Origin of the sequence: Enterocloster sp. 210928-DFI.2.20 (assembly GCF_020554465.1) — a bacterium.
In the GTDB taxonomy this organism is placed as follows: domain Bacteria; phylum Bacillota; class Clostridia; order Lachnospirales; family Lachnospiraceae; genus Enterocloster; species Enterocloster bolteae.
This window is the reverse complement of record NZ_JAJCHK010000032.1, coordinates 26,480-38,629: the sequence shown is the minus strand read 5'-3', so window position 1 is coordinate 38,629 and position 12,150 is coordinate 26,480. Positions and strand designations below refer to the sequence as shown.

Genomic DNA, 12,150 nt, shown 5'->3' with positions numbered 1-12,150 from the left:
TCAAGTCAGCTAATGGTTCCAAAATTCTCTTTATTGATGTCAAAATTCACCTGAAGCTTTACCGTGAACACGGTGCCGTCCAAATCGCTGGTCACATTGATGGTTCCCCCGTGCATGTCCACTATTTCCTTTGCAATGGCAAGTCCCAGGCCCGTGCCCCCCGTACTGCTGGAACGGGACTGTTCCACCCGGTAAAACTTGTTGAATATCAGAGGCAGCTCCTCCGGCGGTATGACATAACCGTAATTTGTAATGGAGACCGTCACCACATCCTCCTGGGCCAGTATCTTTACCAGGACTCTTTTTCCGTCGGCGCCATACTTGATGGCATTGCCAATCAGGTTATCGAACAGACGGGCAAGCAGATTGCCGTCAGCTGTTATGATTTTTACCGGTACATTGCTCTGCAGATCATATGACAGGTTCTTTTCCACAAAGTTCGGGTATGCCTCCTCCAGAAGCTGTCCCAGCAGTTTTACCACATCCAGCTGGGATACATGCATGGATATCCTGCCATAATTGAGCTTGGTAAACCCAAACAGATCTTCAATCAGCTTTTCCAGTCGCCGCGCCTTTCCATATGCAATCTCTATGTACTTGTGCTGCATCTGCGCCGGTATCTTACTGTTGCCGGCCAACAGCTCCAGGTATCCGATGATGGATGTAAGGGGTGTGCGCAGGTCGTGGGCCACATTGGTTATGAGCTCGTTTTTGGTGCGCTCCGATTCCCTCTCCTTATCCATCAGTTCCCGTATATCCTCCACCATCTTGTTAAGGTTGGCAGCCATACTGGAGAACTCGTCATCCCCAATCACATCAATGGTGGTGTTCAGATTGCCTTCTGATATGCTCTGAACCGCATCTGATATATTGCTGATATAGCGGATATAGGGTTCCTGCAGAATCATAAACGTCACCGCGAACAGCACCAGCCCGGATACCACATAGACCAGCACCACCGCCACATGGTAATCCAGCACAGCCTGAAGCAGGCGGTTCATACGTCCGGACTCTTCTATGTATCTGGCGATCATGGACACGTTGGTCACCAGAAATATTTCCACCAGACAGGAAATGACAGCGCTGTACAGAATGTTGGTAACAACCCGGGTATGGTAGCGCCTGCTCATATCACTTTTCAATTTTGTAACCTACTCCCCACACTGTGGTGATGATTTTATTCTGTCTGGTGTCCTCTTTCATCTTACCTCTCAGGCGTCTGATATGTACCATGACCGTATTGTTGGCCTCATATACCTTTTCATTCCACACCTTCTCGAATATCTCGTCGGTGCTGAATACCTTGCCCGGGTTGGAAGCCAGCAGGTACAGGATATCAAACTCAATGGGGGTGAGCTTGATTTCCTCATCGTCCACGATTACTTTATGATTATCCTTATTAATGGTCATTCCCTTAATGGTAATCTCGTTATTGGCCTTTTCCTTGGAAGCGCTGTTTGGGTTTAACTGGGTGTAACGGCGCAGCTGTGATTTGACCCTGGCTGTCAGTTCCAGCGGGTTAAAGGGTTTCACCACATAATCGTCCGCCCCTGTCCCCAGCCCTAATATCTTGTCTAAATCCGTGGACTTGGCGCTGAGCATGATAATCGGAATGTTGTTGGTTTCCCTTATCTTCTTGCACATCTCCAGGCCGTTCATCCCCGGCATCATAATATCCAACAGTACCAGGTGTACCTCTTCTTTGGAAATAATTTCCAGCCCCTTGGCAGCATTCTCCGCCTTAAACACTTTATAACCGTCACTTACAAGATAAATCTCAATCAAATCCGCAATCTCTTTTTCATCATCTACTACCAGGATATTTATATCGGGCATGATGTCCCCTCCTCATATGTTAACTTATATGACCTATTCTAACATAATATATCAAGGTTTTCCTTACTTTTTTCTTGAAATATTGTGGGAATTTCTGTTACAATGCACCGGACCTCCCTATAATGGTAATATCTTCTTTCATTTGTATACATTAAATAAAAATAGACTGAAAAATAGATTTTTTTGCAAATATTTGTGTTCTGTCACAATGGAAAAAGAAGTAAATTATGATATAATTATTTCATAAATATTATAAAAATTTTATAAACTTTTAGGAGGTGAGGATCATCAAGATAGTAACTGTCATGGACAATCTGGCCGGAGAGCAAAAAGCCATGAAGGCAGAACACGGATTGTCCTTTTATGTGGAAACAGGAGATATGCGCATCCTCTTTGATTTCGGAGCAGGCAGGCACGCCCTGGAAAATGCCCTGAGGCTGGGAATCCGGCCGGAACAGGCCGACATTGCAGTGGGAAGCCACGGGCACTATGACCATGCTGCGGGTTACAGGGATTTTGTGGCGGCAGGTCTCAGCTGTCCCCTGGTTACGGGAAACGGTTTTTTTGAAGAAAAGTATGCAAGGAACGGCCTGAAGGCAACCTATCTGGGAACTGGTTTTGACAGCCTGTTTCTGGAGGAGCACGGTATCCGGCATATGGTGTGCGATTCTGTCCTTCCCATTGGCAAGGACTGCTGGGTTATGGGCGGTATAACACGGTCCCATGACTTTGAGACGGTCCCGGAACGTTTTGTGATACGGGACAAAGACGGGTGGAAGCAGGATTATTTTCAGGATGAGGTCTGTCTTGTACTGGAGGACAAAGGTGAACTGGTGGTAATCGTGGGCTGCAGCCATCCGGGCATACTCAACATCCTGGATACAGTAAGTAAGCGCTTTTCCCAGCCCATACGTGCCGTGGTGGGAGGGACCCACCTGGTGGAGGCTGACCGGGAGCGCATACATATGACCCTGCGTACCATGAAGGACCTGGGCATCGGACTTCTGGGCTTTAACCACTGCTCCGGGGAACTTCTGCAAAGCATGATGGCTGAACATACGGAACTGAACACCGTGTATCTGGGCGCTGGCGACTGCCTGTTCCTCTGATACCCGATGCACTTTTAATTTTTTTGATACCATCGGGGATGTATCTCACGGCAGGAGGAATGTATGCTAGAATTTTCCAGTATGGCACAGGATTTCGTGGAGGCCACATCCTCCCTGGTGGGAGGACGCACCATCAATATCATGGACCGGGAAGGTACCATTATCGCCTCCACGGAACAGGAACGCATCGGTACCTTCCACCAGGGCGCGGCTGAGGTCATTGCCACGGGAAAACCGGTTCTTATTGAGACAAAGGATCTGCCCCGGTATCCCGGAGCAAAGGAGGGCTATAACATGCCCATCTTTCTGAAGGACGAACTGATTGGAGTGGTGGGCATCTTCGGATGCGAGGAGCAGATGCTGAACGTGGCCAATCTTCTGAAGGTCTATGTGACACAGCATTTTGCCCAGCAGGCCATGGCCCAGAAACAGAACGTGGAATCTGAGGTCAGAAACCGCCTTCTGAGCCTGCTGCTTCTGGGAGACATCGGGCAGATGGAAACCATTTACCAGCTGTCCGCCCTGATTCCGGTCCAGCTGGCATTTCCTGTAAAGGTCATTATGATACGGGCAGGCAAGCGGAAAAATACCAGGGAGCAGATGAACCATTACACCCAGCTCTTCCAGAACATGATGTGGCAGGGCACCCTGGACCGCTCAAGAGATGTGTTCGGCATCCAGAACAATGACTGCATCATCATTCACAGTGCTCCCAGACATGGGAAAGCGGACGAAGATCTGGACAAAATCATAGCCCAGGTGGTCCGGGAGGAGGGGCTCTGTATTGCTGTCAGCGGCGCCTGCCCACGGCTGGAGGACATTCCGGGCGGTATGAAGGAATCCAACACCCTGATTTCCATGGAGGGCGGGCCGGTCCGTAATCTGGAGGACAGTCAGGTCAAAATTCAGTATCTGATTTACAAGTCCCTGATTCACGGCGGTACGAAGTACGCGGAAATGCTGTACCGGAAACTGACAGCCAGCCAGGATGCCAGGCAGGTCGAGGTCCTTCTGGTGACTGCCAGGGTATATTACCAGGAGAACGGCAGTGTGCAGAAGGCATCCGAGCGGCTTCATCTTCACAAAAACACCCTTCTTTACAGGATGAAACGGCTGTTCCAGCTGCTGGACCTGGAAAATGAGACTCCCTTTACCAGGGAATTCCTGATTCGTCTGATTTTCATGTATCATCCGGTAGATGATATCACCTAAACATATTTGAGGAGGTTTTACAATGTCAGGTTTATTTATATTCTTAGTCATATTTCTGGCCGTAGTATGTATGGTATTGGCCATATCCAAGTTTAACCAGCACCCCTTCATCGTACTTACGGTTATAGCCATTGCTGTGGGCCTGGTTTGCGGAATTCCCACAGAGGAAGTCATCAACACGGTAAAAAGCGGTTTCGGAAACATACTGGCCAGCATCGGTATTGTAATTCTGGCAGGAACCATCATCGGAACCATTCTTGAAAAAACAGGTGCTGCCCTGACCATGGCCAACACCATCCTTAAAATGGTCGGAAAAAAGAACAGCGTCCTGACCATGGCCATCACAGGCTATGTGACAGGTATCCCTGTATTCTGCGACTCCGGCTTTGTCATCTTAAGCCCTATATCAAGGGCCCTGGCCAGCCAGAGCAATGTATCCCTGGCCGTTATGGCCACTGCCCTGTCAGGCGGTTTATATGCAACCCACTGTCTGGTTCCCCCCACTCCCGGCCCCATTGCCATGGCAGGTACCCTGGAAGCCGATCTGGGGCTGACCATACTGGTAGGACTTCTGGTATCCATACCAGCCACCCTGTCGGCGCTCATCTATGCCAAGAAGGTATCCAGCAAAATTGATATTCCCGCCAACCCTGAGTACACAGTGGATGAGCTGCTTCAGAAATACGGCAAGCTGCCCGGCGCTCTTCACAGCTTCTCGCCAATCCTGCTTCCCATCGTACTGATTGCACTTAAATCCGTAGGTGATTTCCCAAGCGCACCCTTTGGAGACGGAGTTGTAAAAATGTTCTTCTCCTTCATCGGTAATCCTGTTATTGCCCTGATTTTAGGCGTGTTCCTGGCCATGACCCTGGTTCCGGCTGCTGAGAAGAAAAATACCTTGTCCTGGATTACAGAAGGTGTCACCAATTCCGCCGGCATCCTGGCCATCACCGGCGCAGGCGGCGCGTTTGGAGCCATTCTTCAGAAACTTCCTATTGCAGATGCCCTGAGCGCTTCCCTTCTGGGCCTTGGCGTAGGCGTATTCCTTCCCTTCATCATTGCGGCCCTGTTAAAGACAGCCATGGGCGCTTCCACCGTGGCCATGATTACCACCTCCGCTATGATTGCCCCGCTGATGCCTGCCCTGGGATTCACCTCCCCGCTGGCAAAGGTACTCGTCATCATGGCCATTGGCGCCGGTTCCATGACCGTGTCCCATGCCAATGATTCCTACTTCTGGGTGGTATCCCAGTTTTCCGATATGGAGACAAAGGATGCTTATAAGTGCCAGACCGGCATGACCGGAGTTATGGGTATCGTGACTATTATAGTTGTATTTCTGCTTTCGCTGGTGTTTGTGCATTAATCAGGATGCAAATTTGTTACATGTTGTAAAAAGAATCCCCAGGCCGGCCCGGGGATTCTTTCTTACACGATTCTATCTTGAATGTTTTTCCTGGAACGTTTCTTTCCGGAACATTCCTAATTACTGCTCATAACCGGCTTAAAGACCCTGCTCCTGGCCGGGTCCTCCTGATCTGCGGATTCCTTAGCCATAAGAATGGCCTCCCGGCAGAACTGCTCCTGGGAATTGACCAGGACCTTTCCCCTCTTGTCTTCCTTCTCGTAGCTGCCGTCCGGCTGAAGAATATGGGCCTTTACATTGTCCTCCAGCTCCACTTCCAGAATATGGATGACCTTTTCCCTTAATACCTCGTCCTCAACAGGGAACATGATTTCCACCCGGCGGTCTAAGTTCCTGGGCATCCAGTCCGCGCTGCCCATGTATACCTCAGGACTTGCGTCATTAAAGAAATAAAAGATACGGCTGTGCTCCAGGAAGTTTCCCACAATGGAACGCACGGAAATATTCTCGCTGAGTCCCGGTACGCCTGCCTTGAGGCAGCAGATACCCCTGATAATCATTTCCACCTTCACGCCTGCGCAGGACGCCTCATACAGAGCTGTGATAATTTCCTTGTCACAAAGTGAATTCATCTTGGCCATAATATGGGCGGGCCTTCCTTCCCTGGCATGTTCAGCCTCCCTGCGTATCATGCGCAGGAACCGTCCCCTGAGCCAGAGAGGGGCCACAGACAGCTTATTCCAGGCCAGGGGCTCGGAATAACCTGACAGCATATTGAATACAGCTGTGGCGTCCTCCCCTATCTGGGGATTGCAGGTAAGTATGCCGCAGTCCGTGTAAAGCTTTGCTGTGGAATCATTGTAATTGCCGGTGCCCAGATGTACATAGCGGCGGATTCCATCTTCCTCCATCCGTACCACCAGGGTAATCTTGCTGTGGGTCTTAAGGCCCACCAGGCCATATATTACATGGCACCCTGCCTTCTCAAGCATCTTTGCCCAGTTGATATTGTTTTCTTCGTCAAAACGGGCTTTCAGCTCCACCAGAACCGACACCTGCTTTCCATTGTCCGCTGCCTCCGCCAAAGCCGCAATAATGGGAGAGTTTCCGCTGACACGGTACAGGGTCTGCTTGATGGCCAGGACCGACTGGTCCCGTGCAGCGCTGCGAACAAAGTTCACCACCGGATCAAAACTCTGATATGGATGGTGAAGCAGGATATCGCCCTTCCTGATATTGGTGAATATATCGTCTTCATTCATAAGGGCCGGCACGGGCTGGGGCACATACCTGGGTGCCTTGAAGAGCTCAAAGCCTTCCAGTCCATACATCTTCATGAGAAACGTCAGGTCCAGAGGGCCGTTGATTTCAAAAATATCCTGGCTGTTTATGGACAGTTCCCTGCGGATGATTTTAAGGAGACGCTTATCCACATTGTCCTCGATTTCCAGACGGATGGCCTCGCCCCACTGGCGTTTCTTAAGCTGCTTCTGGATTTCCTCCAGCAGGTCCACCGCCTCCTCCTCATCTATGGTAAGGTCGGCATTTCTCATGATGCGGAAGGGATGAGAGGCCACAATGTCATAATTGAGGAACAACGAGGGCATGTTCCGCTCTATGATTTCCTCCAGAAGGATGACCACCCTGCGCTCCTTGCCGTCCTCATCTATCTCCCTGGGAAGCTCCACAATTCTGGAAATCACCGAGGGAACCTGCACCATGGCAAATTCCAGCTCCTCATCCTCTCCGCTCTTTTTCCTCAAAAGCGCAGCGATATTCAGCGTCTTGTTCCGTATCAGCGGGAAGGGTCTGGATGAATCAAAGGCCATGGGCGTCAGAACAGGATATACATTCTTCCTAAAATACTCGTCCGTATATGCCGCCTCTTCTTCCGTCATATCCTCATGCTCTGTAATCATGCGCAGCCCATTCTGTCTCAGGGTTGGCACCAGGGAACGGTTGTAGGTTGAATACTGCATCTCCACCAGCTCATGGGTCCTCTCGCTGATTCGGTCCAGCTGTTCCTGGGGCGTCAGACCGGCGATATCGGGCTTGGTGTACTTTGCATGTACCATGTCCTTTAAGGAGGCCACCCTGACCATATAAAACTCGTCCAGATTGGAGGCGGTTATGCTCAGGAATTTAAGACGTTCAAAAAGGGGAATGCTCTTGTCCCTGGACTCGCTGAGCACACGGTAGTTAAATTCCAGCCAGCTCAGCTCACGGTTAACATAATTCGTCGGGTCCGCTGCAAAATCCACAGGGACTGCTTCCGGCCTGACAGCGGCATTTGCCTTAGCCCCAGTCTGTGCCTTAGCTCCGGCACTTATTTTAGCCCCGCTGTTCGCCTTCACCGTATCGTCTGCCTTAACCCCTGCGTTTTCCCTGGATGAGCCGCTCTTTGCCGAAGCAGCCCTTGAGGTATCGGTTTTTTCCGCTCTGTTTTTCTCTACTTTCGCTTTTTCTGTCTTGGATTTAGATGCCTGAGGCTTTCCAGCTGATTCTGCCATATCTACACCCTCCTTTTCTGTCTGAGTATCGGCCTTATGCCAAATATCTCTTCAAAGAAATCCGCCTTCTGTTCAAAGGATGCGGCTTCCAACGCCATATTCCCCGGATAACCGGTGGTGATTACCAGTTCATTTTCCCGGATAGCCATGCGGCAGTCCACCAGCTTTCCCCTGTGGCTGCGGTCCATGGAATTGGCCAGACGCAGGATGGCCGTCAGCTTGGCAATGAGGATGGTGATGGCGTTGCGGCTCATTCCTATATCCTCCTCCTGATGCACCTGGGTCTCCAGCTGTACCTTGTCATAGTCAAAATCACGGATATTATACCGCACCACATTGGCAATGATCTCCCGCTCCAGATGGCTCAGGCCGATGATTTCCGTGGACATGATAATGTTATAGGAGCATTCGTTGGAATTCTTTATGCTTATAAACTTTCCGCAGGCATGGAGCAGCACCGCAATCTGCAGCATCAGCCGTTCCCGCTGCCCCAGTCCGTGGAATTTCTTCATGTTGTCAAAGATACACAGGGCATACTGTTCCAGCACCTGGTTATGGCTGGTGTGGCACTTATAGCGCTTCGCAATGTTCCTGGACGCAGCCAGTATATCGTTCTCAAAGTTATGGCTGAATTTCACTAGCTTGTTCTCGCTGGCATATTCTGCTGCAATGCCGTCACAGAGGCGGATGCCGGGCACCCAGAACATCTCGGCCCCGGTCAGCTCCAGAATCCGTTTGTATACCACCACACTTGGCAGGAGCAGGGACGCATACTCGCTGTTGACCCCGAATCGCTCCTCGATCTGATCCGTTGTCATCTGGCACATGCGCTCGTAGAAACGGTTCATCGTGGCCGCGTCAACCTTATCCCCGTAGGTATTCAGGTCCAGCCTGTTGATAATATAAAGAATGTTCTCACCGATGCCAATGAGGTTTGTGATTTCCCTGTCCTTCAGATACATCTTCCGGAAGGTGAACAGTTCATTGTCCACAATCTCCTCTATATGCTGCTTGTGTTCTTCCACAGTGGCCGGTATCCTGGCTAGCAGCCCCCTTACGCGAAGGGTGCCCAGAGGCAGATTCTGAGTGGTCACCAGGGAATCCTTGTCAAAAAGAGACAGCTGCGCGCTTCCGAATCCCACATCCACGATGGCGGTCCCCTTCTGGATAATTTTATTAAATTCTGCTGCCTTGGCAGCTATGGCCTTATAACTGATGAACCGCTGCTCTGAATTACTGATAATGCGCACGGTAAGCCCTGTCCTCACCCGGATCTGGTCCAGGATAATCTGGCGGTTGTGCGCCTCCCTCATGGCACTGGTTGCATATGCCCTGTAGTCCTTTACCTTATAGGACTTCATAATCTGGACAAATTCCTCCAGTACCTGGCACATCTCCTCCACCAGCTCATAGCTTATCTTACCTGTGCTGTAGGTGTCTTTACCAAGAGCTATTACATGGCGTACGTGGTCAATACGCCGGATTCCTGTCTTATAGGTCATCTCATAGATACCCAGCTCCAGCTCAAATGAACCCACATCAATCGCCGCAAATGTCCGAACTGCCACTTTTCTCAACTCCTTATCGGTCCCTTATAGGTTGACTCATGGTTATTATATACGGCCTCCTCCCATCATACATCGAAAGGCGGTAAAAACTATGTAAAATTTACGTAAAAGAAGTCCCGCACAGAACCTACTGCCTTGCCTTCAGATGGGTTATGAACTGCGCAGCCGTTCTTCCCGACAAACCTCCGTGGCTCAATTCCCACTTGTTGGCCTCGGCAAAAAGCTCCTGCTCCGGCATATCCAGGCCATGGCGATCCGCCAGCGCCTTTACAATGGTCTCAAACTGTCTCTTATCCGGTGAGCCGTAATAGATGGTGACACCGAACCGTGCTGCCAGGGACAGCTTTTCCTGCACCGTATCGTTGTTGTGGAGCTCGTCGTCCAGCTCCCGCTTGTCGCTGAACTTCTCACGTATAAGGTGCCGGCGGTTGGAGGTTGCATAGATGAGCACGTTGCCAGGACGCTTGCCCAGCCCTCCCTCCAGAATCGCCTTCAGATACTTATACTCAAGCTCATAATCTTCAAATGACAGGTCATCCATATAAATAATGAACTTGTAGTTTCTGTCTTTAATCTGCTCCAGCACATCGGACAGCGCCTTAAACTGGTGCTTATATACCTCAATGATGCGCAGACCCCTGCCATAATATTCATTGAGCACCGCCTTGACGCTGGAGGACTTGCCTGTTCCCGCGTCTCCGAAGAGAAGTACATTGTTGGCTTCCTTTCCCTCCACGAAGGCTTCTGTGTTCTCTATGAGTTTCTGCTTCTGAAGTTCATAGCCAACTATATCCTTAAAATATATGTGCTCCACATTGATAATGGGGTCGATGATAACAGGCTGGCCTTCCTCCCTCTCGATGATGCGGAATGCTTTATTGAGCCCGAATTTTCCCACGCCGAATTCCCTGTAGAAATCCACCACATGGTCCTGGAACTCCCCTGCATCCGCAGATTCCTCCAGCTGTACTGCCAGGTTTACAATCCTGTTTCTGACCCGGCGGTTAAATACCCTGCTGTCCTTCCTGGCCGGTTTATAGTCTTCCATCAGGGCCCACAGGCCGGAGGGTTCCAGGTTTCGTATATCGTAATCAAACAGGGCCTTGAAGATCCGGCAGTCCTCCCTGGCCAGCTCATCCAGGGAACCGCCCGCCGGTCCTGTTATCTCACATGTGGTAGTGTATGCATTTTCATTGTTTGCCAGACAGAAGGCCAGGAAACAATGCCAGAGGTTTCCCTCAAATCCGTACTTAACAGCCAGCTCCGTCAGTCGTCCCCCGCAGGACGCACCGTCAGGCTCCTGCCCGCCCTGTGCGTATCCCATCAGATGGGCTATATCACGAAACAGCTCCTGGTGCTCCAGGTTTCTATATATTACTAAATCTTTGATATCCATGACCTTCCTGCCTCCCTAATAATTTCCCAGAATCCTCATGCTGACCGCTTCCTCGGAGATTCCCAACAGTGCGTTGCGGATTGCCGGGTCGCCCAGCGAGCCCTCCACATCCACAAAGAACCGGTATTCCCAGCTGCGTCCCTCTATGGGGCGGGATTCTATCATCAGCATGTTCACATCGTTATAAATAAAGTTTCCCAGCATATTATACAGGGAGCCGCTCTTATGTAAACCTTCAAAGCAGATGCTTACCTTTCCCGCATCCTTCCTGTACATGGGTTTCCTGGCAACGATAATGAACCTGGTGGTATTGTTCTTATTGTTGTTGATGGAGGCCTCCAGAACCTTAAGGCCGTAAAGTGCTCCTGCCGTGGGACTGGCTACCGCTGCCTGGGATACTTCCCCCTCTTCCAGTACTTTCTTGGCTGCCCCGGCTGTATTCTCCACACTTATCTGGCTCCACTGCCTGTGGGCGCCCAGATACCCTGAACACTGCATCAGTCCCTGGGGATGGGAATATACACGCCTGATATCCTCCAGGGAGGCCTCCGGCAGGCCTAAAAGCGCGTGGTCCACTGCCACCTTTGTCTCTGCCACAATGTATATGTCATGCTTCAGCAGATTATCGTAATTGTCAATCACGGCCCCTGCCAGGGAATTCTCGATGGGAAGAACTCCATAATCAGCCCTTCCCTCCTCCACCTCTATCATGGCATCCTCAAAGACCGGAACATGGTATACATCAGCATCTTCCCCAAAATACTGGAGGGCTGCCCTGTGGCTGTAGGCCCCCTCCACTCCCTGGTAGACAATGCGCGCACCTTCCCTCTTCAGCTCGTCCACCATGGTAAATCCGGTATCACCGCCCTTGCCATGCTCCGCCAAAAGACGGTACTGCAGCCTGCGGCTGATGGTCATAATCTGTGAGAAGAGCTCATGCACTCCCTTCCGGTTGAATTCACTGTGGGCCATGGCTGCCACTGCGGCCAGCTTCTGCTTTTCCCGCTGTCCGTCGTATACAGCCTTTCCCGTTCCAATCTTAAATTCCGCCACCTGGCCGCAAAGCTCCATCCGCTTTTCAAACAATTCCACCAGCCTGGTATCTATCTCATCCAGCTGGCCTCTGATTTCCTGTAAATCCAGATTCTCCATG

General features: G+C 50.7%; 9 protein-coding genes. 3 read left to right on the top strand and 6 right to left on the bottom strand.

The genetic code is table 11. The features are described from left to right. Positions 1–5 precede the first annotated feature (5 nt). Both LI015_RS22215 and LI015_RS22210 read right to left on the bottom strand, forming a co-directional pair. Positions 6–1,142 carry a sensor histidine kinase gene (locus tag LI015_RS22215; protein WP_227126399.1) on the bottom strand — a complete coding sequence of 379 codons (1,137 nt, stop codon included), beginning with the start codon at positions 1,140–1,142 and terminating at the stop codon, positions 6–8. Further along, the gene (locus tag LI015_RS22210) at positions 1,132–1,836 is read right to left on the bottom strand and encodes a response regulator transcription factor (protein ID WP_002572923.1); all 705 of its coding nucleotides are present in this window, start codon (positions 1,834–1,836) and stop codon (positions 1,132–1,134) included. The genes LI015_RS22215 and LI015_RS22210 overlap by 11 nt, the downstream gene beginning before the upstream one ends. Before the next feature lie 305 nt (positions 1,837–2,141). Here LI015_RS22210 and LI015_RS22205 point away from each other — a divergent pair, with 305 nt between their 5' ends. From LI015_RS22205 to LI015_RS22195, 3 genes are all read left to right on the top strand, one after another. Further along, positions 2,142–2,945, top strand: a complete 804-nt coding sequence (locus LI015_RS22205) for an MBL fold metallo-hydrolase (RefSeq protein WP_227126398.1) — start codon at positions 2,142–2,144, stop codon at positions 2,943–2,945. Positions 2,946–3,008: 63 nt separating this feature from the next. Beyond that, complete coding sequence (locus LI015_RS22200) at positions 3,009–4,157, top strand: CdaR family transcriptional regulator (protein WP_227126397.1); 1,149 nt, start codon at positions 3,009–3,011, stop codon at positions 4,155–4,157. Between the two features lie 22 nt (positions 4,158–4,179). Further along, on the top strand, positions 4,180–5,523 hold the full coding sequence (locus tag LI015_RS22195) for a GntP family permease (RefSeq protein ID WP_002568913.1): 1,344 nt from the start codon (positions 4,180–4,182) through the stop codon (positions 5,521–5,523). A gap of 116 nt (positions 5,524–5,639) precedes the next feature. On the opposite strand, the gene LI015_RS22190 is transcribed toward LI015_RS22195, so the two are convergent. The 4 genes from LI015_RS22190 to LI015_RS22175 all read right to left on the bottom strand — a co-directional run bounded on the left by LI015_RS22190 (position 5,640) and on the right by LI015_RS22175 (position 12,149). Then, the gene (locus LI015_RS22190; protein ID WP_002568914.1) at positions 5,640–8,033 is read right to left on the bottom strand and encodes an RNA degradosome polyphosphate kinase; all 2,394 of its coding nucleotides are present in this window, start codon (positions 8,031–8,033) and stop codon (positions 5,640–5,642) included. Between the two features lie 2 nt (positions 8,034–8,035). After that, entirely contained in the window at positions 8,036–9,601 is a 1,566-nt protein-coding gene (locus LI015_RS22185) for a Ppx/GppA phosphatase family protein (protein WP_002568915.1), read from the bottom strand. A gap of 127 nt (positions 9,602–9,728) precedes the next feature. Then, positions 9,729–10,997 carry an ATP-binding protein gene (locus LI015_RS22180; RefSeq protein ID WP_002568916.1) on the bottom strand — a complete coding sequence of 423 codons (1,269 nt, stop codon included), beginning with the start codon at positions 10,995–10,997 and terminating at the stop codon, positions 9,729–9,731. A gap of 15 nt (positions 10,998–11,012) precedes the next feature. Next, positions 11,013–12,149 carry a bifunctional chorismate mutase/prephenate dehydratase gene (locus LI015_RS22175; protein ID WP_002568917.1) on the bottom strand — a complete coding sequence of 379 codons (1,137 nt, stop codon included), beginning with the start codon at positions 12,147–12,149 and terminating at the stop codon, positions 11,013–11,015. Between the last annotated feature and the right edge of the window lies 1 nt (position 12,150).